Source organism: bacterium, assembly GCA_035419245.1.
Lineage (GTDB): Bacteria > Zhuqueibacterota > Zhuqueibacteria > Residuimicrobiales > Residuimicrobiaceae > JAKPUX01.
This window is the reverse complement of the sequence record DAOLSP010000001.1, coordinates 463,702-486,257: the sequence shown is the minus strand read 5'-3', so window position 1 is coordinate 486,257 and position 22,556 is coordinate 463,702. Positions and strand designations below refer to the sequence as shown.

At 57.4% G+C, this 22,556-nt stretch carries 15 protein-coding genes; 2 read left to right on the top strand and 13 right to left on the bottom strand.

The window, feature by feature from the left end; all coding sequences use genetic code 11:
- Positions 1 to 4 precede the first annotated feature (4 nt).
- The 13 genes from PLH32_01915 to rpmH all read right to left on the bottom strand — a co-directional run bounded on the left by PLH32_01915 (position 5) and on the right by rpmH (position 19,179).
- Positions 5 to 1,846: a tetratricopeptide repeat protein gene (locus PLH32_01915; GenBank protein ID HQJ63348.1), complete on the bottom strand. Its 1,842-nt coding sequence runs from the start codon at positions 1,844 to 1,846 to the stop codon at positions 5 to 7.
- Positions 1,830 to 5,186: a hypothetical protein gene (locus PLH32_01910; protein ID HQJ63347.1), complete on the bottom strand. Its 3,357-nt coding sequence runs from the start codon at positions 5,184 to 5,186 to the stop codon at positions 1,830 to 1,832. Before PLH32_01910 ends, PLH32_01915 begins: the two co-directional genes overlap by 17 nt.
- Positions 5,187 to 5,207: 21 nt before the next feature.
- Positions 5,208 to 5,885 (bottom strand): DUF4159 domain-containing protein, encoded by a 678-nt coding sequence (locus tag PLH32_01905; protein HQJ63346.1) that lies wholly within the window; start codon positions 5,883 to 5,885, stop codon positions 5,208 to 5,210.
- A gap of 75 nt (positions 5,886 to 5,960) precedes the next feature.
- Complete coding sequence (locus PLH32_01900) at positions 5,961 to 7,289, bottom strand: peptidylprolyl isomerase (protein HQJ63345.1); 1,329 nt, start codon at positions 7,287 to 7,289, stop codon at positions 5,961 to 5,963.
- 1 nt (position 7,290) lies between these two features.
- On the bottom strand, positions 7,291 to 8,130 hold the full coding sequence (locus PLH32_01895) for a peptidyl-prolyl cis-trans isomerase (GenBank protein ID HQJ63344.1): 840 nt from the start codon (positions 8,128 to 8,130) through the stop codon (positions 7,291 to 7,293).
- Positions 8,131 to 8,176: 46 nt separating this feature from the next.
- Entirely contained in the window at positions 8,177 to 11,551 is a 3,375-nt protein-coding gene (mfd, locus tag PLH32_01890; GenBank protein ID HQJ63343.1) for a transcription-repair coupling factor, read from the bottom strand.
- Positions 11,552 to 11,616: 65 nt separating this feature from the next.
- Entirely contained in the window at positions 11,617 to 12,537 is a 921-nt protein-coding gene (murQ, locus tag PLH32_01885; GenBank protein HQJ63342.1) for an N-acetylmuramic acid 6-phosphate etherase, read from the bottom strand.
- A 17-nt stretch (positions 12,538 to 12,554) separates the two neighbouring features.
- On the bottom strand, positions 12,555 to 13,208 hold the full coding sequence (rsmG, locus tag PLH32_01880; protein ID HQJ63341.1) for a 16S rRNA (guanine(527)-N(7))-methyltransferase RsmG: 654 nt from the start codon (positions 13,206 to 13,208) through the stop codon (positions 12,555 to 12,557).
- Positions 13,192 to 15,132, bottom strand: coding sequence for a tRNA uridine-5-carboxymethylaminomethyl(34) synthesis enzyme MnmG (gene mnmG / locus PLH32_01875; GenBank protein HQJ63340.1), 1,941 nt, complete (start codon positions 15,130 to 15,132; stop codon positions 13,192 to 13,194). Before mnmG ends, rsmG begins: the two co-directional genes overlap by 17 nt.
- Positions 15,133 to 15,179: 47 nt before the next feature.
- A complete protein-coding gene (gene mnmE / locus PLH32_01870) occupies positions 15,180 to 16,571 on the bottom strand; it encodes a tRNA uridine-5-carboxymethylaminomethyl(34) synthesis GTPase MnmE (GenBank protein HQJ63339.1) in 1,392 nt (463 codons plus the stop codon).
- A 79-nt stretch (positions 16,572 to 16,650) separates the two neighbouring features.
- Positions 16,651 to 18,387 carry a membrane protein insertase YidC gene (gene yidC / locus PLH32_01865; GenBank protein ID HQJ63338.1) on the bottom strand — a complete coding sequence of 579 codons (1,737 nt, stop codon included), beginning with the start codon at positions 18,385 to 18,387 and terminating at the stop codon, positions 16,651 to 16,653.
- 8 nt (positions 18,388 to 18,395) lie between these two features.
- On the bottom strand, positions 18,396 to 18,611 hold the full coding sequence (gene yidD / locus PLH32_01860; GenBank protein HQJ63337.1) for a membrane protein insertion efficiency factor YidD: 216 nt from the start codon (positions 18,609 to 18,611) through the stop codon (positions 18,396 to 18,398).
- Positions 18,612 to 19,035: 424 nt separating this feature from the next.
- Positions 19,036 to 19,179, bottom strand: coding sequence for a 50S ribosomal protein L34 (gene rpmH / locus PLH32_01855; protein HQJ63336.1), 144 nt, complete (start codon positions 19,177 to 19,179; stop codon positions 19,036 to 19,038).
- 511 nt (positions 19,180 to 19,690) lie between these two features.
- Here rpmH and dnaA point away from each other — a divergent pair.
- Complete coding sequence (dnaA, locus tag PLH32_01850) at positions 19,691 to 21,052, top strand: chromosomal replication initiator protein DnaA (protein HQJ63335.1); 1,362 nt, start codon at positions 19,691 to 19,693, stop codon at positions 21,050 to 21,052.
- A 329-nt stretch (positions 21,053 to 21,381) separates the two neighbouring features.
- The gene (gene dnaN / locus PLH32_01845; GenBank protein ID HQJ63334.1) at positions 21,382 to 22,542 is read left to right on the top strand and encodes a DNA polymerase III subunit beta; all 1,161 of its coding nucleotides are present in this window, start codon (positions 21,382 to 21,384) and stop codon (positions 22,540 to 22,542) included.
- The last annotated feature ends 14 nt before the right edge of the window (positions 22,543 to 22,556 follow it).

Below are 22,556 nucleotides of genomic sequence, written 5' to 3'. Positions count from 1 at the left end.
TCCCCTACCTCAACATCACGGGCTTGATCCGCTCCAACAAGCGGATGCGCCCTCTCACTTGTTCAATATAAATACTTTCGGGATACTTTTCCAGAAAAGATTCCAAAAGCTGCCGGGCTTTTTGCGCCTCACCCCGCTGCTCGTGAATCCTGGCCATGACCAATAGAGCGAGATCGGGCTCGAGGCTGGTGCTATCCTGAGAGAGGGCAGTGCAAACCGCAAGCGCTTCGTCGTCGCGCCGCAGGCGGCGAAGGAGATCGATACGGAGAAACTGGGCGCGTTCCTCGAGACTTTTGTTGTAACCAGGGCCTTGAAGCCGCATCAGGGTATCGAGGGCAGCCGTGTAGTGGCGTTGTTGTTGCAGCCAGAGTGATTTTCCATAGTGCGCGCAGCCCAGGGAGTCGTGGCGGCTTTCCCGCAACAGCAGCAGCAAATCGAGGATATCGTTCTGCACCGTGTCCGCCGCTACGCCCTGCATTTTCGGCCCATTGACTATGGTTTCGAGCTTTTGTAGAGCCCGTCCAGGCCGCCCCTCATAGAGATCGATGCGGGCCAGCATCAGGTCCGCCTGCCGCTGTGGCCCGGAAAGCAGGGGGGCGTCTCGTTTCATCATCTGGAGAAAATCGCGGGCGGCACCGAGATCCCCGCGCGCCACCGCGCACTCGGCGCGTTTTTGCAGTGCTAGTAGGCGAATCGCAGACGGCGGCTGGCGCTGCAGCAACACGGCATAGACGGAATCGGCGGCTTTGACCTTGAAAAAGTGCTCAAAATACAGGTTGCCCAGGCGCAGGTAGAGGGCGGGCAGCTCGGGGTGATCGGGATAAGCGCGGATGAAGTCGGCATAGCCGGCGGCCGCCTTGTCGTAAGCACCCTCTTTTTCCAGTAGTTGCGCGAGCGCGAAGGCCGCCTTGGGGCGGTAGGGATTCTTCTCGTCGGTCCGCGTCAGCAATTTTTCCAGAGCGGAGCGCGCCTCGACCAAGGCGCTGTCGTTAAGGGCGACCATGGCCAGGGTGTAATAATGACCGCCGGCTTCGCCCGATTTGCGGCTGCCCATGCGCTCTTCGAGATAATCATAGCAGTCCAGCGCCTTACCATAAGCCCGCTGCTGGGTATAAAGGGCGGCCAGAAGGGCGTATCCCTCCTCCTTGAGATTTTCATCATCACGAAGGGCGCGTTCGATCGCCGTGATGATCTGCACGGAAGCCTCGGGCTCCTCGGCCGCCGAGAGCAGCTGCGACTGCACATAGCCGGTCTGGCCAGGATTTTTTTGCAGGAAATGGAGGTATTCTCCCGTCATGCGGTCGAAGGCGCCTAGCCCGGCGTAGACACGCACCAGTTCAACAAAAAATTTTTCCGGATCCCTGAAGACTTTGCGGCCGCGTTCATAAAGCTCCTGAGCCTCGCCATAGAGGGTATATTTCATCAGTACGTTGCCCACCAGGGCATAGGCTTGTTCATTGAGGGGATTCTCATCCATGATTTGCCGCCAGCGTTGGAGCGCCTCCGGGTGCTCGCCGCGTAACCAGGCGATCTCCCCCAGATCAACCTCGAAGAGCAGGGTGCGGTAACTCTTCTGCAGGGCGAGAATCAGGGTTTCCCATTCCTGGAAGGCCTGGACGCGCTCGTAGCAATGGCGGGCGCTGGAATAGGCGTTGAGATCCCGCAGCGGGGCCAATCCCAGAGCAGCGCGGCCGTAGAGTTCACCGGCCTCGTCGAAGCGGCCCAAAGCTTCCAGCTGCTGCGCCCGCAGCTGCATCCGGCGGAACTCCTGGAGATTCTGCGCCGCGACGGGGAGAACTACCGCCAGAATCGCCAGCACAAGGGCATATTTATTTCTTTTCTTCATTTATCCGGACCGCTTCAAAGTACTTTCTGATCAGTTCCAGATAATCCCGGGAGTATCCCTCCTCCTTGGCCCGCAGCAGGTCCTGCTGCAGCCGATCCCGGTCCTGGCCAAGAGGTAGGGACAAAGCAGGCGGACTGATGCGCGGGTAAGTTTTTCCGCTCTCGGACTTGCGCTCCCGGCTGTGATCGCGTTCGCGCATCGATTTCTGATAATCGAGCATGCGCGACAGGATGCGGTTCTGCCGGTCGATCGTTTCCCGGTCAACGTGCCGGTTGGAGAGCTTCTTTTCCACATCCTTCATTTCGTCGCCAAGATGTTCGAGATCGCCCGGCAGATCGGGGAGACCGGCCGCTTCGGCGGCCAGTTCCTCGAGCGACTTGCGCAGCTGGCCCTGCTGCTGCGCCAGGCGATTCATGGCCGCCTGTTGTGCGAGAGAGAGGGATTCTCCCATGCCGCTGAGACCGAGAGTCTCGGCGTTGATACCTTGCTGGCCATCCGCCAGATTCTGCATCTGCTGTATAAATTCGTTCATGCTCATGCCGGAACCACTGCCCTGCATCATCGACTGCATGGCAGCATCCAGCTGCAGCACCGCATCGTTGAGCCCTGCCATGGACTGCCCCTGCTTGGCGGCCGCCTGGCCGAGGTCGCGGCTCTCGAGCCCCTGCAGGGCCTGGCGCATGGCCTGCTGCGCCTGTCCCAGGGCACTACCGATGTGCGGGGTTATATCCATGCTTTCCTTCGATGCGGCATAGAGGTCATTGATCAGCCGATCGAGGCTGGACGCGAGTTGCTGTTGGCGTTCGGCCGCCTCGGGAATGCGGGCACTCGTCTGAGGGAGGCCGGTGGAAGTGCGCATCAGCTCCTCCTGCATCTGCGACAGCGTCAACAGGCTGCGCATGCTTCGCTGCATCGCCTGCATGGCGCGGCGGGCGGCGGCGCCGGTCAGGGCGTCCTTGGCCTGCTGCAGCTGCGCTTGCGCTTTCTGCAGTCCGCTCTCGATCTGTCCGGCGTTGGCCTGCATCAAGGCCGAATTCCCTTCCTGCAGCGCTTGCTGCATCGCTTGCATCTGGCGTTTCACACCGGCCTGGTCAAGCTCTGCGCGCGCCGCTGCGATCTGCTCTTGCGGCAGACCCGGCTGATCGGCTATCTCGCGCTGCATCGCCTCCAGCCGCTTTTCCAGCTTGCCGAAATCTTCCTGAAGCGCCTTTTGCGCGGCCTCCGCCGCACTCTTTTGCTCCTGCGCCGGCTGCTGCCCCTGCTTCGAGATCTCTTGCTGCCGGCTACGCAGATCCTCCGTCATGCGGATGGTTTGGTCCAGCTGCTGCTCCATCTTGAGGCGTTTCAGCAGCGCAAGGGTGCGGTCGAGATTCTTGTTGAGAGACTCTTCGGAAAGCTTGTGCGTTTCAAGCGCCTTGCGCAGGTCTTCGGGATTGATCTTTTGCATGGCTTCCGCGATCTGGTCCATGCTTTTCTGCAGTTCGGGCGTCATGATGTCCCGGTAGAGCTGCTGCAACTCTTGGTATTTTTCCAGGGTCTCATTGGAGAGGAGCTGGTTCTCATCCATGGTTCGAACCATCTCTTCGAGGCGGTCGGCTACCTTCTGCAGTTCCTGCTGCAGCAGTTGCTGTTCCTTGAGGGCCTCGCCGACCTCCTGTTTCTTCTGCCAGGAAAGCTCTTCGGTCCGCTGCAGCTGCAACGCCATGGCGTCGAGCCGTGTTTTTAATTCGAGACTCTTCTGGTAGTTCTCTTCCATATCGGCGATCGCCGCATCCTGGCTTTTATTGACCTCTTCATACAGCTCATAGATAGAGGGGAAACGCGCCCGGTAGAGGGCGGTACGCGCCGATTTCGGTCCGCTTACCGTGTCATTATCGCGGACCTCGACATAATAGAGGAGCGCCTCACTGGGGAGAAGCGGGGATGCGGCGAGATCCCAGGTGTAGGCCACAGTGTAATTGGCGCGGAGCGGCAAAGGCAGCGGCAGCGGAAGACGGCGGAACCGGGTGGAGTCAACCTTCACCTCTGCTTCGCCAGTCACCTGATAGACGATCGACATAGCCGAGAGGCCGTAGTCATCCTGAGCCTGAATCAGCAGCGGTAGTCGCATATCTTCGTGCAGATCGATCTCGCCTTGCGGCGAGATCAGTCTTACAAAGGGATATTGATCGGCCAAGGGCCGCAGATGGTAGAGAATCGGATTATCGCTGCGGAGTCCGCCGGCACTGGTGAGTTCGGCATAATAGTTCTCCTCAGCCAGCAGCGGGAAAGTGGCAGAGAGGCGGCGCACGGCAACCGCGAGGGGGAGGGCGCCTCTTTCAGAAAAGCGGAGACGGGCCTGGAGCACCGGAATATTGGTTTCCGCGCGCCACTCGATGCGCGAACCCCGGATGGCGGTGACGTCACCGATATTTTCTTCGAGGTCAAAGGCTGCGACGCCGCTGTATGCCGGCGGCGTGATCCGCAGCTGCAGGGAGCGGATCATCGGCAGATCGGCGATGCGCAAACGGTAGCTCCGGCTGGCGGACTTTTGGAAGCGAATCCGGTATTGCATCGAGTCGCGCAAAGCCGGAAGGACATAGGTAAAGGTATCACCACGTCCGCGCACCATGGGCAGCTGTTCGTGTCGGTCATAGCGATCAATTTCCAACTCCAAGGTTCCTGCCAGGAGGCCACCGGTCCAGGCGCGAATGGTCACCGGCGCGCCGCGCAAAATCGTGGCATCTCCAGGAGATACCGCCACTTCCAGAGCCTGCTGCAGGGTATGCTCGCGGAAAGGGAAGAGGATACGATTGATACCGAGGCTCAGACCGCGCGGAAACAAGGTCCCTGCGGCGGTGACCAGTAAAACCACAACGGCCAGCTGGCGGCAGCTCTTGCGGACCTGCATCCGCTCCAGATGACGCGAAAGGTCGATACCGGTAAACAGCGGTTCAATGCTCGCTTCCACCGCCCGGAGCAAATCGGCGGAATAAGGCGCTTGTTCATCCGGGGGCCAGGCCGCTATCTGCAAGGCATTGGCCAGGCGATCCTGGAGCTGCGGATAGTGGCGGCCGATACGGAGAGCAATACTGTTGAGCGCGGGATGATCTGGCTGAAAAAAGCGCGCCATCAGCGGCGGGCGCACCTGTTGCCACCATGACCAAAAGAGCGCTAGCAGAAGCGCGCCCAACAGCAGCAAGCGGGCCCACGGCGGCAGGAAAAACAGGGCATTGCAGAAGATCAGCATCATGCCCGCCAGCAGAAGATGAACCCCCCAGCGCGCCAACGCCGCTCGTAGCGCGAGGTTTTTCTCAGCGACTCTGAAATGGGCAAGGCTCTTCAATCCGTCCTGTTGCATGGCTTCTCCACAACCGGCGTTTTAATGGGTTAATGCGTAGACAATGATATTCATACCCATTTCAAGCGCCTTTTCGCGCACCTCGGGGGGATCGTGATGGACGTTTTCATCAGCCCAGCCGTCGGATATATTGCTGTTAAAGCAGTAAAAGAGGACCATGCGCCCCTCATGAAACAGGGCGAAGGCCTGAGGCGGTCCGCCATCATGTTCGTGGGTTTTGGGCATGCCTTGTGGAAAGGAAAAAGGGGCCTGAAAGATAGGGTGGGAAAAGGGCAATTCCACCAGTTCATGATCCGGAAAGACCTTGCGGATTTCGCGGCGGAAATGCTCGTCCATTCCATAATCATCATCGGCGAGCAAGAAGCCGCCACCGGTCAGGTAGGCTCGAAGCCGGTCGGCTTCGGTGGCGGTGAAGGTGATGCGGCCATGGCCGGTCATGAATAGAATCGGATGGGCAAAAAGCTCTTCATCCATCAGCGAAAGGCGCCCTTCATCCCGTGCGACGCTCAGACTGGAGTGCGCGCCGATGAAACTCAGCAGGTTGGGGATGATCGAAGGATCGTTGTACCAGTCGCCGCCGCCGCTGTATTTGAGCCGAACGATCGTCAGATCCGCTGCGCCGCACCAGGCGCGCAGTGCGGGAAAAAGTTGCAAACCACAATACAACAGGATCGTTGCGGTATGTTTGATGAACCTCATCCCGTCCCTCCGGTAAGAAAAAAAATCGGCCCAATTCGAGCCGATCGCAGACATCAGAACGCTGCAGGGTGCCGGTTACCTGTCGAATTGGTCCTTGATCTCGACATGGATATCCTCTTTAAGCTGAGCGATCCAGGCATTGAAGGTCTGCTGCATTTTATGATCGAGGGCGAGCTGATGGACGCGGTCGTAATCCTTGGTGAAATCCAGCTCGCGCGCCGCCTCCCGGTGATCCACTCTCAGGATATGAAAGCCATACTGCGTGCGCACCGGATCCGAATAGTCGCCCTCCTTCAAGCCAGTGACGGCGAAAACAAATTCCTTTGCGCGTTCACGCAGCTGATCGATCTCAAAGATGCCCAAATGACCCTTGTCCGCTTTGGAGGATTCATCCTGGGAGTAACGCTGGACCAGCTCCGTGAAATTGGCGCCCTCTTTGAGTTTTTTGGCAATGGCTTTGATGGTATCCGCTGCAGCGATTTCATCCTCACGGGAGGGCTTGGGAACAATCAGGATGTGGCGGGTGTCTATTTTTTCACCCCGTCGCTCGATCATCTGGATGATATGATAGCCAAACTGCGAGGTAATTACCGGACTGATCTCACCCGGGGCGAGTTTGAACGCCGCCTCTTCGAATTCCCGGACAAATTCCCCGCGCGACATGAAGCCCAGATCGCCGCCGCGGCTGGCACTGCCAGGATCCTCCGAGTTTTCCCGCGCCAGCGTAGCAAAATCCTCACCTGCTAGGATGCGGGCGCGCAGTGCCTCGGCCTTGTCGAATGCAGCCTTGCGCGCGGCTTCCCCCGGAGCAGCCTTGATCAGAATATGACTGAGATCAATGGTCTCTTTGATCGGCCCGATGGAGTCCTTGTTGGCCTTGTAGTACTGCTCCACCTCCCGCCGGCTGATCTTGATGCCCTGCATCTTGGCGGACTGAACCGTGCGGATGCGCAAATTGCGTTCGATCTCTTCGCGGTAATTGCGGCGGACTTTGGCGAGCGGCGCGCCAAAATACTCTTCCACTTTGTCCTCGCCGCCCAGTTGCTGGATGACATTGGCCATCTGTTGTTGCAGATACCGCTCCACTTGCTGCTCATCTGCCTTGACGGTATCCTTGTCGGCCTGCACCAGCAGGATCTTTTGATTGATTAGGTTGTTCAGGGTCTCGCTTTTGAGACGGGCGAACTCGCGGGGGGATTTGGCGGGATCAATATGGTATTGCATCGCAGTCAGATAAGCCCCCTGGGCCACTTCCGATTCTAGGATGATGTCGTCGTCCACGACCGCCAGAATGCGGTCCAGCACCTGCTGTGCCTGCGAGGGTGAGAAGGGGAGGAGCGTCACGCCTAACATCAGGGCGCCGCATTGCGCCAAGATATTCAAAGTTGATGGTTTTAACTTCATCTCATTCTTTCTCTTTGAGCCTATCCAGCCAGGTCAAGTCGGTGTACAATGTCGTTTCCCCGCTCAACCGGGAGATCAACTGTTTATACATTTCCTCTTTTTTACGCGCCAGAATCCGCTGCACAAGCTGCGAACGAACCTCGGTGAGCGGGCGGATGCTCCCCTTTTTCTGGACCGCCTCCAGACGGATCAGGTTGTAACCCACCTCCGATTTCAACGGCGCCGAAAGTTCACCCGGCCGCATCGCCGACACGGCGCGGCCCAGCAGCGGGGAAAGTTCGCGCAGCGGCACATACCCGAGGTCGCCACCCTGGAAGCGGCTGCCGTCGATCGAGTAACGTTTGGCAACGTCGGCAAAAGCCTCGCCCGCCATCAGCTCGCGCCGCACCTCCACTGCTTCGGCCTGGGTGCGCACCAGGATCAACAGGGGATGGTAGAGATCTTCCTCGGCCTGGTACTCCTCCGGCTGATCCTGGTAGTAGCGTTCAACCTCCGTATCGCTGACCGTCAAAGCATCTGCGAGGTTATCCACCAGTGCGGTGGTGACATAGTCGCGAGTCATCTCCTTGATTGCGAGACGGACGGGCGGTTCTTTGTCCACGCCGCGCCGCAGGGCCTCCTGATAGAGGAGTTCCGACTCCACCCAGTGCTGGATGTACCGCTCCGCCTGGCTCCGGGCCGAGGGGGAGTCCGATCCCAGAGTGCGGTCGCGCACCTCCTGGAGGGTCAACTCCGACTTGCCGACGCGCGCAACCACATTCTTCTCCTCGCTGCCGCGACAGGCGAGCAAAACCAGGAAGGAAAGCAAGAGTGCCACCGCTGCACGGGCGCCCTGTCTCATGGAACATTCCGCATAATTGTAGGCTAAATTTAGATAAATATAGCGATTAAATAATACTTTCCAAAAACTTTTTCATCTGTTCTATGGCTGTCGCCTTGTGATCTGCGGCGATTTCAAAGAAAAGGGTGTTCTGACTCTGACGCAGCTCAAATGGGTAACAGGCTTTTTCGACCATTTTACCCAGCCAGGGGCGGAATTGTTCCCCCTTGGGGAGGGCCGCCGCGAAGAATTTCCCGCTGATCCGCCCGTTCTTGAAACCAATCTCCTCGATCCGGGCCTGATGCGCCAGCATCTTCACCAGCACATAATCGATCAGATTGCGCGCGGCATCGGGCAGAGCGCCGAAACGGTCGCGCAGTTCATCTTCAAGATCCTGAATCGCCTGGACCGTCTTCGCCTCGATCAGGCGTTTATAAATGTCCACCCGATCGGCTGCCGCCTCGACATAGGTGTTCGGGAGAAAGGCATCCCCCGTCATTTCAATACGCGATTCCATGGCAAATTGCGGCTCCTCCGCCGACCGGGGCCGCTGCGGCAGATTGAGTTCGTCGCGCAGCTCCTGGATCGCCTCTTCGATGATCTTCGCATAGAGCTCGTAGCCGAGGGCGTCGACAAAGCCGCTCTGTTCCGACCCGAAAATATTGCCGGCACCACGGATTTCGAGGTCCCGCATCGCGATCTTGTATCCGGATCCCAGGTGTGAACACTCCTGAATAGTCTGGAGACGCTTGATAGCCGTGCGCGTCAGCTTGCGCAAGGGAGGGATGAGAAAGTAGGCGTAGGCTTGATGGTCCGAGCGTCCAACCCGGCCGCGCAGCTGATAGAGCTGTGCCAGGCCGAAGCGGTCCGCCCGGTTGACGATCAACGTATTGGCATTGGGCACATCAATGCCCGACTCGATGATCATGCTGCAGATAAGGCAGTGAACCTGGCCTTCCGCAAAGGCACTCATCACCTTTTCGAGCTCACGCGCTTCCATCTGCCCGTGGGCAACGGCAAAATGGATTTCAGGTACCAGTTCGGCCAGGAGGTGGTGGATCCCCGCGATCGTCGCAACCCGGTTATGGATAAAAAAGATCTGCCCCTTACGCTCCACCTCGCGGAGCATCACCTCGCGGATGTGATCCCGCTCGAAACGGCAGACCTCCGTGACGATGGGCAGGCGGTTGCCTGGCGGGGTGTTGATCAGTGACATGTCGCGCGCGCCCATCAGCGCCATATGCAGGGTACGCGGGATGGGAGTGGCCGATAGGGTGAGGGTGTCGACATTGACCTTCAGCAGTTTGAGACGTTCCTTGTGAAGCACCCCGAACTTTTGTTCCTCGTCAATGATCAGGAGGCCGAGATTCCTGAACTGTACATCCTTCGAGAGCAGGCGATGTGTGCCGATGACCAGATCCACCTCGCCGCGGCCGACCTGCTGGATGATCTCCGAAAGTTGACGGGCATTCTTGAAACGCGATAGCACGGCGATGCGCACAGGATAACGGGCCAATCGCTCGCTGAAGGTGGCAAAGTGCTGCTGCGCCAGCACCGTCGTCGGCACCAGAACCGCCACCTGCTTGCCGTCCATTAGTGCTTTAAAAGCCGCCCGGACCGCCACCTCGGTTTTGCCGAATCCGACATCCCCGCAGACAAGACGGTCCATGGGCGTACCCTTTTCCATGTCCGCCTTGATCTCATTGACGGCATTGAGCTGGTCCAGAGTCTCGTCATATTTGAAGGATGCTTCCAACTCCTTCTGCCAGATCGTGTCGGATGGGAAGGCGTGTCCCGGCCGCAGCTTGCGCACCGCGTAGAGTTTGATAAGCTGACTGGCCACCTCCTTGACCCGCGACTTGGTGCGGGATTTCAGCTTCTCCCATTCCCGGCCCCCCAGTTTGTTGAGCACCGGGACGTAACCGTCACGGGAGGAGTATTTTTGCACTTGGTCCATTTTTTCCAGCGGCACGTAAAGCATGTCACCGCCGGCATATTCGATTTGCATACACTCCCGCACACGGCCGTAGGCATCGATCGGTTTGAGTCCGCGGAAGATCCCCACCCCGAACTCCACATGGACGACGAAATCCCCCTCCTGCAGCTTGAGCATCTCGGCGAAGGAGACGGCTCGGCGGGAGGCTTTGTCCGCCTTGCCGAGGCGCACACGCCCGTAGAGTTCGCGGTCGGTATAGAGATAAAGGTGCTGTTCCGGCCACTGGAACCCTTCAGAGAGGTTCAGGGTCTCGACGTGGATATCGTGCATCGCCTCGCGTGTGAGCAGATCGCGCAGGCGCAGCGTCTGGGTCTCCGAATCACAGAGGATGGCAAATTGTGAATCCATACCAGCTTGCGCATCCACCCGCCGGCGGGCTTCCACCTCCTGATAAAAAAGCTTGAGATTGCCGGCAAAATGGTTGTTGCGCTGTGTTGAAAACTCAATCAGCGGCAAGCTTGAATTTGAATTAAATGTATTTAATTCAATTGTTTGGAATGTGTTAATAGCCTCAATAATTTCATCCCGGCTGCCGAAGTAATCCGCGAAGGCGATGCCTTCCGTCTGATGCTCCTGCAGCTGCGTCTCGAAGCGGACCGAAGACTCCTTTTCATAGTCTTCTAACTCATTTGATATTAATATATTATCAAAAAGAATGATCGTTGTTTGCTTGGGCATATAAGACGTCAACAGGGCGCTGAGGGGCAACTGATCGAAGGGCGGATCGAAGAAGGGAGCGTAGATCCCGGCGGCACTGAGCGGGAGTAGGGAGAGGTGCGTGACCGGCTCAAGGGAGCGCTGGGTTTGCAGGTCGAACTGTCGGATCGATTCGATGCGATCCCCCCAGAATTCGATGCGCAGCGGGTTGTTCTCCTCGAAGAGAAAAAGATCGATGAGGCCGCCGCGGACGGCCATCTCGCCTGGCCGTTCCACTTGATGCTCGCGCACATAGCCGGCATGGACCAGCGATTCGATCAGGCCGGAGAAGGGGTATTCCTGCCCCGGAAGCAGGGAGAGGGTGGCCCGGGCGACGCGGGCGGGATCGGCAACTTTTTCAAGCAGGGCGGGTGCAGAGGTCACGACGACGGCCGGGCCGCCGCGCATCAATGTGCCGAGGGCATTGAGACGCTGTCCGACGACCGAGCCGAGGGGGCCCACCTCGTTCCAGAGTTGCCGTTCGTGGGGGGAGAACAGCCCCAGGGCCGATGCAGGCAGCAGTTCAGCGAGGTCATCGTAAAACTGGCGCGCCTCTTCCGGCCGCGGAAAGAGGCAGAGCAGCGGTTGCTGACGGTTTTGCTGCAGGACTTGAACGAGAAAAGCGCGTGCAGCGCCCTGGCAGCTGTTGAGGACGAGAGGGCGGCCGCGATCGATCTCCGCGAGCAGCCGGGTAACCGGTGCGCTGTGGCGAAAGGTTTGCGTCAGGGTTGTGATGAAGGATGATGTCATGGAATCTCGGGTTTTACCGGCATGGTTCCGCCGCCTTGTCCGGAAGACGCGGGCGGGGATCCGGGTCAGCTGTGCAAGGCAATAGCGCGATGGACAAAGCCCTCGCCGCGGGAGAGCAGCTCGCGCGCCTCTGCGGCGGAAACCCCGGCGGCGATCATCACCAAAGCGGTTTTGACATGGCCGCCAGCCTGTTTCAGGGTGGCCTCGGCGGTCTCATAGTCCACCTGGGCGGCCTGCATGACGATCTTTTTGGAGCGTTCTTCGAGCTTTTTGGAGGTCATCTGCAGATCGACCATCATATTTTCCCAGACCTTGCCCAGCTGGATCATCGCGGTGGTGGTGATCATATTGAGAATGAGCTTGGTAGCGGTTCCGGCCTTCATCCGGGTGGAGCCCATGACCACCTCGGGGCCAACGACCGGGCAAATGGCCACATCGACCTGGATGTTCATCTCCTGGCGGGGATTGCAGGTGATATAGAGTGTTTTGCAGCCGAGAGCGCGCGCCTTGTCGATGGCCCCGATGACGTAGGGGGTGCGCCGGCTGGCGGCTATGCCGCAGACGACATCGCGCGGAGTTGGATTCCTGGCCAGGAGATCCTGGGCGCCCATCTCAAGACGGTCTTCAGCCCCCTCCTGGGCGCTCATCAGGGCCTTGTAGCCGCCGGCGATGATCCCTTGGACCATATCCGGGCTCACGCCGAAGGTCGGTGGGCATTCGGAGGCATCCAGTACCCCGAGGCGGCCGCTGGTACCGGCGCCCACATATAACAGCCGTCCCCCCTCCTTGAAGGCCTGAACGACCAGCTGAACCGCCTGTTCGATATAGGGTATTTCAGTGCGTACGACTGCGGCGACCTTGAGGTCCTCGTCGTTGATGAGATGGAGAATATCGCCAATGGACTGCTGGTCGATATGACGCGTGGCAGGATTGCGTGCTTCGGTGGTGAGGTTTTTGATCTCTTCGAAGATCGTCTTGGACACGATAGCCTCCTATGCATGCTTCAGAACTTGTGAATCAGAATCATGGTGCGGTCCGCAGTCGGATCGTCGGTCAGTTGCGGCATGGCGTGCCATTGCACCTCCAGGGCCGGGCGTTTCATTTTGAGCCGGTTCACCTCCGGCGCCAGATTGCCGCCTTTGAGTGCTGCCAGGCGCCCACCGGGCTGCAGCAGCGGTTCTGCCCATCGCCACAGCTCCGTAAGGCAGGAGACGGCACGGCAAACGACTAGTTCAAAACGCATGCCCGGCGCGCGGACGGGGAGGTTCTCGGCGCGATCACAGCAAACCTCGACATCGCGCCACCCCATACTACGTACGACCTCGGCGAGAAAGAGGGCCTTCCGCTGCCGCGAATCGAGGAGGGTGAGGCGCAATGCTCCCTGGAGGATCTTCATCGGCACGCCGGGAAAGCCGGCGCCGCTGCCGAGATCGAGCACCCGCGTGGCCTCACCGAGAACCTGTGGCAGGCAGAACCAAAACGACTCGCGCAGATGCCGCGAAACCAAGCGGCCTATGTCCTGACGAGAAACCAGATTGGTGTGGCGATTCCACGTCTCGATCAGCTCAACATAGTGTGCCGCCATCTCCTGCTGCGGCGCCTGCAAATTTACATCATTTGCAAGCTGCAACAAAGCAATTTTATTCTCCGGCAGCATTTTCCTCTCCGCTGATCTGGGTTCCACGTGGAACCTCTGCGCGCCGGGGTCGGCGGGCGAGGTAGAGCATCAGGACCGAAAGATCCTCCGGCCCCACCCCTAAAATGCGCGAGGCCTGCCCCAGGGTGCGCGGCCGGATGCGCTGCAGCTTCTCGCGGCTCTCCTTGGAGAGCGCCGTCATGCCGCTGTAATCGGTCGACTCCGGGATCAGAGTCGTTTCAAGATCGGCCATGCGTCGGATTTGCTCCTGCTGCCGCTGCAAGAAGCCGGCATATTTAATCTCGATCTCCACCTCCTCGCGGACGCGGCGCCAGAAGGGCGAATCGGCTGCATAGAGGGGGTCGCCCTCGAGCCCTGCAAAATCGGCGAGGCGCACTTGCGGACGCTTGAGCAGCTGCGCCAGGCTCTCACGTTGGGTCAGCGGGGCCGTGCCCGCCCGCTCCAGCAGTGGATTGATCGCTGCGGGATCCGGCTTGAGGGTTTCGAGACGCCGCCGGGCGGCGGCGATCTCGGCGCGCAGCCGTTCGGTTCGCTGCAGCGCCGCGGCATCAATCAGACCCAGGGCATGGCCGTACGCCATCAGACGCAGATCGGCATTGTCCTGGCGCAGCTGCAGTCGGTTCTCGGCGAGCGAGGTGAACATGCGGTAGGGTTCGGAGAGTTCCTTGGTGACCAAATCATCGATGAGGACCCCGATATACGCCTCCTGACGGGAGAGGATGAAGGGGGCTTCGCCGCGGATGGAGAGTACGGCGTTGATGCCCGCCATCAATCCCTGAGCGGCGGCCTCTTCATATCCGGAGGTCCCGTTGATCTGGCCAGCGAGATAGAGCCCCGCGATCGGCTTGGTCTCCAGGGTCGGCCAGAGTTGGCTGGGGTAAAAATAATCATATTCGATGGCATAACCCAGCCGGGTCAGGTGCGCCTTCTCGAGTCCGGGAATCGAGCGGACCGCGGCGAGTTGGATCTCTTCGGGCAGACTGGTGGAAAAACCGTTGAGGTAGTACTCCTGGGTCGTGCGGCCCTCGGGCTCAAGAAAGAGCTGGTGACTCTCCTTATCTGCGAAGCGGTGGATTTTATCCTCGATGGAGGGGCAATAACGCGGGCCGACGCCCTGGATCACCCCCTGATAGAGGGGAGAGCGCCCCAATCCCGAGCGCAGGATAGCGTGCGTCTCCGCACGGGTTCGCGTGAGGTAGAAGGCGCATTGGGGATAGTCGAGGTGCTCATGACGATGCGAGAAGGGTACGATCTTGATGTCTCCGCGCTGTTCGGCCATCGCTGCAAAATCGATACTGCGCCCATCTATACGCGGCGGCGTGCCGGTCTTGAGGCGGCCTGCTCGGAGGCCGCAGGCCGCAAGCTGCTCGGTGAGGCCGGCGGCGTTGGGTTCGCCATTGCGGCCGCCGGGAAAATGGCTCATCCCGACATGTATCAGGCCGTTAAGGAAGGTGCCGGCGCAGAGAATAACCCGGTCGGCATACAATGGGGTATCCACCTCGGTGATCAGGCCGCGCACGCGCCCCGCATCCACCAACAGCGCCTTGACCGTCTGCTGACGCAACGCCAGCCCTTTCTGCTCCTCTAGCAGCTGGCGCATGCGCTGGGCATAGAGGAGACGATCATTCTGGGTGCGCGGCGACCAGACCGCAGGTCCCTTGGAGCCGTTGAGCATGCGGAACTGGATCGCCGTCTCGTCCGCGATCAGACCCATCGCACCGCCGAGGGCATCGATCTCCTTGACCAGATGCCCCTTGGCCAGGCCGCCGATGGCCGGATTGCAGGACATCTGTCCGATGGCGAAAAGGTTTTGGCTGATCAACAGAGTGGCCGCGCCCATACGGGCCGCCGCTAGGGCTGCCTCGCAGCCGGCATGGCCGCCGCCGATGACCACCACATCGAAATCGTGCGCGTTACGATCCACTGCTAGGATTTCCTTTACTGCCGCGATACGGTTCCACGTGGAACATCCTATTTTCCGATACAAAAGGCTGAAAAAATATCGTTCAGAATATCGGCACTGCTGACGGCCCCAGTCACCCCACCCAACTCATTCAATGCGGCGCGCAGATCGAGTGCGATGAACTCGCCATGCTGCTGTTCCGCCAGGCTTTGCTGCGCTAGTCGTAGATGCTCCTGTGCCCGCTTCAGGGCTTCAAAATGACGCAACCGGGTGATCACCACCCCTTCCTCATCGGGGCGCCAATGGCGGATACAACCACTCAACGCCTGCTGGAGGGGCTCAATCCCCGCCCCGGTGCGGCACGAAATTTCCAGCGCTCCCGCCAGAGCCGGTTCTGCCGCGGTCGCTTCACAGCGCTCGAGATCGCACTTGTTCAGCACCCGCAGCACCATCCGTTCCCGACTTTCTGCACCCCATTCAAGGAGCCGCCGGTCGCAGTCGTCGAGAGGCGAATGGACATCAAAGAGAAGAAGGAGAATATCGGCCGTTTCGATGGCCGCAAGAGTCCTCGCGATGCCCTCCTGCTCCACCGTTTCGGCATGGTCGCGCAGCCCCGCGGTATCGATGAGTCTGAAAAACTGTCCGTCCAGGTTGACGCCCTCCTCGAGGGTGTCGCGTGTGGTTCCCGGAATGGGGGAGACAATGGCTCGGTCCTGCCTCAGCAACCGGTTCATCAGCGTCGATTTTCCGACATTGACCTTGCCAGCGAGGACGACACGAGCCCCCTCGCGAAGCACCCGGCCATAGCGCCAGGTATCGAGGATCCTGCTGATCTCTCCATGTGCCTCTTCGACCTTGCTTTCCAGCAAGGTGCGGTCAGCGAAGACCTCCTCTTCGCTGAAGTCGAGTTCGAGCTCCAGCAGCGCACAGCTCTGCCGCAGGTTCTGCGCCAGCTCCCGGATCCGCTCCGATAGTGTGCCGTGGAGCTGTTGCAGGGAGAGATCGGCCCCGAGACGTCCGCGCGCCGCGATGAGATCGGCAATCGCCTCCGCCTGGAGCAGATCGAGACGCCCCTGCATGAAGGCGCGCCGGCTGAATTCTCCCGGTTGCGCCAGCCTTGCTCCCTGTCGCAGCAGGACCTCCAGAATGCGCTGCACCACGACCATGCCACCATGGCAGTTGATCTCCACCATATCCTCACCGGTGAAGGAATGCGGCGCCTTGTAAGTGTGGATGATGACCTCATCCATCTCCCGGCATGGTGCACCTTCCGGCCCCAGCGGATCGATGAGCCGCCCGTAGAACCGCCCAGGCTTCGCTCCGGCCACACGCGTCCGTCCAGAAAAAAGCGGGTCAAACCAGGTACGGCAATCTGGACCGCTGACGCGGATGATGGCCAATGCACCAGATCCCGGCGGCGTCGCCAACGCGACAATGATATCGCTATCGTCCGTTTTCACAAGCGTCCCGCTCCAAACAAGAATGCCCCGCCTTGTTCTGCGGGGCATATCCAGCTGTAAATCCAATCCATTGCGTGTTTCAAACCTTACGTTTGGCCGGTGCCACCGCCACCTCATCCAATCCCATGAAATATTTTTGGTGGATGATGGCGATAATGTTGAACAGGGTATAGTAGAGATTGAGGCCCGAAGGGAAGTTATTGAACAGCAGGGTCATAAAGATCGGCATAAAATAGACCATAGCCTTCTGCTTCGGATCACTGATCGACATCTTTTGCTGGATGATCATCGTCACGCCCATCAGGATGGGGAGGATATTGACCCCGTTACCATACCAGGGAATGGTGAAGGGAAGGGTGTAAACGGTATCCGGCCCGGAGAGATCCTTGATCCACCAGAAAAATCCCTGCTGCCGCAGCGAGATGGTGGTGCGGAAGACGATGAAGAGCGCCCAAAGCAACGGCATCTGCAGCAGGATGGGCAGACACCCCCCCATCGGGTTGACGCCCTCTTCTTTGTAAAGCTTCATCGTCTCCTGATTGAGCTTCTGTGGATCCTTGGCATATTTTTCTTTCAGCTCTTCCATGCGCGGCTGCAGCGCCTGCATCCGCTTCATCGAGACAGTACTCTTGTGGGTCAAGGGAGCGGTGATCAGTTTGATGATCAGCGCAAAAAGGATCAACACCAGCCCGTAATTTGGTATCACTGCATAGAGCTTTTTAAAGGTCCAGAGGATGGCGATGCTGAAGGGCTGGATGATTTTCATGCCCATATCCATGAACTTTTCCAGGCCGATCTTATAGGATTTGAGGAGATCATCGTGCATCGGACCAATGAAGATCGTGAAGCGGTCGCGGCTGTTGTCGCGGACTAGCGGCATTCCCAGACCGATTGCGAATTTTTTCCACTTTAGTTTGTCATCGCCACTCCAGGCATACTCTTTCCCGAGGATGGTGGCAAAGGTTCCCTTGGCGGTCCTGGGGATGATCGCATAGGCGAAGTACTTGGTGCGCACCGCTACCCATTCGATGCTGCCGCTCTCCTTCTCCAGCACGCCCGCTGTCTTTGTGATTTTGTTGACGCGTCCGGCTGCTGCGATGGCGGCCTTGGCGTAATACATATCCTCCGACATGCGCACTTCTGAAGATTCGAGACCGTTGGGTGCTATGAGTTCATAGGATTTGTCGGCGACGAGCGAACCCATTCCCACCAAGGAAACCTCGAGATCGAAATCGTAGCGTCCGTTATGGAAGGTATAACTTTTACTGATGGTTCGCCCCTTATCCAGCTGCCGTGTAAAAGTGATGGTGGTGCCGGCAGGGTCCGCCACCAGCTTATCCGGTGCTTCGCAAGAAAAGTTGTACAATCCGGTTCTGAGGGTATCTTCTTCCCGGGTGACGAAATCGAGACCGAGGTTTTCCCGGCTGTTCACCGGAAGCAGGGAGACCGGTTCCTTGGGGGCTTTCTGGTACTTTTTGAGCGTCCAGCCCTGCAGCGTGCCGCCCCGGGTCGAGAGGACTGCTGTATAGAGGTCGGTCTCAACCGTGATCTCGCGGGCAGGGATTTGCTGCTCGGTCAGCATGGTTTGGCGCACCGAGTCGATCGGCGCGCTTGCGAGGGTCTCCGCGGGAAGCACCTCGTTCTTGGCGGCGACGGTGCCGAGCGAATCGTCTGCAGCCGCTTTCGCCTCCTTGGCAGCCATTTGTTTCTGATAATTTTGCGCAAAGAAAAGCTTCTGATAGATCGGGCTCTGGACAAAGAGAAACACCAGTCCGATGAGCAGAAAGGCGAGGATAGTCTTTTTATCGAGATTCATGGCGCGTCCTATACGGGGTCATATCCGCCGGGGAAAAGCGGATTGCAGCGGAGAATGCGAAAGAAAGCCTTGATGCAGCCCTTTATAACTCCATATTTTTCAATTGCTTGATAAGCATATTCGGAACAGGTGGGCTGATAGCGGCAACTGGGAGGGAGTGCCGGAGAGATCACATGTCGATAAAAACGTAAAAGCGAAAAAAGGAGATGTTTTACAGGGTTGATTTTCACAATAGTGAAGGTTTCCTCGTTGACCGCAGTGCCGGGTGAGCCCGTTCAGGGTTGCGGTTTTCCCGTTGTCTTTTATCAATTCGTGCGATCAGGGCGAGCATGTCATCTTCAAGAAGAGCAAAGGGCGCATTTAGAGCCTGCTCCCGCCCGATGATGATGAAATCTCCGCAGATAGGGATCTGGAACTGCACTCGGCGCCATACTTCGCGTCCGAGGCGTCGCAGGCGGCATCTCTCCACTGCCTTGAGACCGCGTTTAGCGGAGAAGCCCATCCGGCGTTGAACGTTATCGCGATAAAAAATCGAGAAGCAGCTCCCCTGAAAGAGCTCGCCCCTGCGGATGATATCAGTAAACTCGGAGCTTTTTTTTATGATGGCTGCCCTGTCAAGTCTTGCGGTATGCGTAGGGGGCACGCGATTTATTCGTCGCTGACGCTAAGTTTCTTGCGGCCCTTGGCGCGTCGCCGCGCCAGAACGATGCGGCCATTTTTGGAAGCCATTCTGGATCGGAAACCGTGTTTGTTGATCCGCTTCCGTTTGCTGGGTTGAAAGGTCGGCTGCATGGGTCAAATCTCCTTTATATTTGGATATTAGCTTATATAATTACGAAATTTTATATAAAAAATCAAGGATTTATTTTCATTCGCTTTCACGCCGAGCCGGAGCAAGAGGGCGTGGCCTGTCGTTGTGGGAGTCCAACGCAGCCCCTGCGAGCCTCCCCGCCCTTCTCAAGGTACCCTTAAAAATATCAAATTTTGCTGTTGCAAATCATCGCGCTTTTGCTAAAATTAATAAGCGAGAGCAGCCTCTTGAGCAGATGTGGATAACTTGTAAAAGTCTTCCTTCTGGAGGGACTTGGTCTGGCGCTGTCACAAGCCCTGTGAAAAAACCATTCGTTGAAAATAGTACAATGTCTTGTATTTAAGAAACTTCTTCTCTATTATTCCTCTTCTGAATATGTGGATAACTTGATATCTATTGTGGATATCTTTCCGGAACACTCTTTTTTAGCATCCAGAGACGGGGCAGGACCATATGTTGACAAGTAACCCTCTATTACGCGACGGGAGTCCTATGCAGTACAATCATGTCGAAATTTGGGATAAGGTATTGGCCATCCTCAAAGAGGAGGTGCATCCCAATACCCTGCTCACCTGGTTTCGTCCCATCCGGCCTCTTAAAATGGATGAAAAATCTTTGACCATTCAGGTACCCAATCAGTTTTCCTATGAATGGATCGAGCAGCAATACGGTGTCATGATGAACCAGGCGCTCTCTCAAGTGATGGGCAACGGTTTTAAACTGGCCTATTCAATCCGTATGGATTCGCCGCTTCCCGCCGAACTCACGGTACCACCGCCTTCCTATACCAAACCGCTGCCGGTTGCCTCTGGGCCGCGCCATCCGGACAATCTCAATTCGCGCTACTGTTTCGACAGCTATGTCGAGGGCGAATGCAACAAATTTGCCAAGGCCGCCGCGCTGGCCGTGGCTAAATCTCCGGGTTCGACCACCTTCAATCCGCTGGTGGTTTATGGCGGCGTGGGACTGGGTAAAACCCATCTGATCCAGGCGATTGGCAACTATGCCAAGGAACAGAATCCGGCAACCCGGGTGCTCTATGTCGATAGCGAACGCTTCACGGCTGATTTCATCAATTCGATCCAGAAAAACAAGACCACAGAATTCAGCGGCCTCTACCGCAATGTGGATATTTTGATGATCGACGACATCCAGTTCTTCGGGAATAAGGAGCGTACCCAGGATGAATTTTTTCATACTTTCAATGCGCTCCATCAAAAAGGCAAGCAGATCATCCTCTCCTCGGATCGCCCTCCCAAGGATCTACTCGGCATGGAGGAGCGCCTTAAGTCGCGCTTCCAGTGGGGACTGGTTGTCGATATTCAGCCCCCCGATCTTGAGACGCGTCAAGCCATTCTCCAGAAAAAGGCTGAAGAGAGCAACATCGAACTACCACCGGAGATTTTTCATTTCATCGCCACCCATATCACCTCGAACATCCGTGAGCTAGAAGGGGCGATGATCCGCCTGCTCGCCTATGCCTCGCTGAATGGTATCGACATCACACTTGAAGTGGCCAAGAAGGTTCTGCGCGATGTTTGCATCAGCAAGACCAAAGCGATCAGTATCGAGTACATCCAGAAAATCACCGCTGAACATTTTTCCTTTCCGGATGATTTGTTGCGCTCCAAAACGCGTAAGAAGGAGATCGCCCAGGCCCGGCAGATTTGTATGTATCTTTGCAAGCTGCTCACCGACAGTTCTCTCAAAACCATCGGCCTTCACTTTGGCGGACGTGATCACAGTACCGTCATTCATGCCATCAACTGTACCGAAGAATTGATTGGCAGCAACGTCAAATTTCGTCAGGATGTTGAAGCCATTCGCAACCGGATCGAGATTTCCCAGCTCTAAGAGCAGGTGCACAAGATGTGCATGGCCTGTGGACAACGCTTTAACCGGTGTTGAAAAGTCTGGAGTAAATGGGAGTTGTTTTTTGCTCCGCCCGTATTTGTGGATAAAGAGCCCGTTATCACCACGGCATTCACAAGCGTTTGTTCAAAATTCCACAGCATTGCATGCCTTCTTATCCCTTGTTTTCACGGTGCGGCGCTGTATAAAGAGCGGGTTTGTGCACCGTTATCAACATATCCACGCCGCCTATTACTACAATTATCTTGATATATATTTTTTTATTATATAACTTAAATGATTAAACCAGCCTTTTTCGCATGGAGGGACACATGAATTTTTCGGTTTCTAAAAAGGAGTTCTTCGACGCCCTGCAGAAAGTGATCGGAGTGGTGCCGCCGAAAACGACGATTTCCATTCTCACCTGCATTCTGCTGGATCTTCGCAACGGCAAGCTCTCCCTGACGGGAACGGATCTGGAAATTTCGATTACGACGACTCTGGATGTAGACGGGAACGAAGAAGGGTCGGTAGCCATCCCTGCCAAGATCCTTGTCGAAATCGTACGCGAACTGCCCGATGTTCCCTTGAATATTTTTTCCGAAGCCGATAACAAAGTCACCATCAAGACCGATAAAGGCGAATACAAGCTCGCCACGCAGCCCCGGGAGGATTTTCCGCAGATCAGTGTCGAGGAGGGTGAACTGGTTTTTCAGCTCGATGCCGCCCTGCTTGGGCGCATGGCGGAACAGACCATGTTTGCCGTCTCCGCCGATGAACTGCGTCCGGCCCTGACCGGGATCAACATGGAATTGATACCCGGAGAGATTCGCTTCGTGGCCACCGATGGCCACCGCCTTGCTAAAATTACGGTCAGCAACGGCATGTTGAAGGAGGACGTCCGCCGCAATCTGATTATCCCCACCAAAACCCTGCATTTGCTGTTACGCAATCTCCAGGAGAATGCACCGGTAGGAATCCAGATCGGCGAGGATCACATTGTTTTCACTCTGGAACGCGCCGTGGTCTATTCGAAGCTGATCAGCGGCACTTATCCCAATTATGAACGGGTTCTACCCAAGGATAACGACAAAAGGCTCCAGGTCAACCGTGATCAGCTTATCGCCAGCCTCCGCCGCGTCGCTATCTTTTCCAGTTCGCTGACGCATCAGGTGCGGCTGATGATCGCCGCGGATGAGATGACGATACGCTCCGAAGATCTGGAATTCGGTGCAGAAGCCAAGGAGGTCATTCCGGTAGCCTTCAACGGGGAGTGGATGCAAATCGGCTATAACAGCACCTATTTGATGGATGTCCTGCGCCACCTTGAGGGCGAAGAGGTGGTTTTTGAACTCAAGGATGCCACCAGCGCTGCCATCCTCAAACCGATCGAAAAACGCGAGGGTGAAGAAATCATCATGCTGTTGATGCCAATCCGCATCAACGAGGCCGCACCGGCGACGGGAACGGAATACTCCTATAGTGCGGAGTAAGAATCGGATGGGCC

Coding starts and splice junctions, on each gene's coding strand:
- PLH32_01915 (HQJ63348.1), bottom strand. CDS start 1,846: ATGAAGAAAAGAAATAAATATGCCCTTGTGCTGGCGATTCTGGCGGTA.
- PLH32_01910 (HQJ63347.1), bottom strand. CDS start 5,186: ATGCAACAGGACGGATTGAAGAGCCTTGCCCATTTCAGAGTCGCTGAG.
- PLH32_01905 (HQJ63346.1), bottom strand. CDS start 5,885: ATGAGGTTCATCAAACATACCGCAACGATCCTGTTGTATTGTGGTTTG.
- PLH32_01900 (HQJ63345.1), bottom strand. CDS start 7,289: ATGAAGTTAAAACCATCAACTTTGAATATCTTGGCGCAATGCGGCGCC.
- PLH32_01895 (HQJ63344.1), bottom strand. CDS start 8,130: ATGAGACAGGGCGCCCGTGCAGCGGTGGCACTCTTGCTTTCCTTCCTG.
- mfd (HQJ63343.1), bottom strand. CDS start 11,551: ATGACATCATCCTTCATCACAACCCTGACGCAAACCTTTCGCCACAGC.
- rsmG (HQJ63341.1), bottom strand. CDS start 13,208: ATGCTGCCGGAGAATAAAATTGCTTTGTTGCAGCTTGCAAATGATGTA.
- yidC (HQJ63338.1), bottom strand. CDS start 18,387: ATGAATCTCGATAAAAAGACTATCCTCGCCTTTCTGCTCATCGGACTG.
- rpmH (HQJ63336.1), bottom strand. CDS start 19,179: ATGCAGCCGACCTTTCAACCCAGCAAACGGAAGCGGATCAACAAACAC.
- dnaA (HQJ63335.1), top strand. CDS start 19,691: ATGCAGTACAATCATGTCGAAATTTGGGATAAGGTATTGGCCATCCTC.
- dnaN (HQJ63334.1), top strand. CDS start 21,382: ATGAATTTTTCGGTTTCTAAAAAGGAGTTCTTCGACGCCCTGCAGAAA.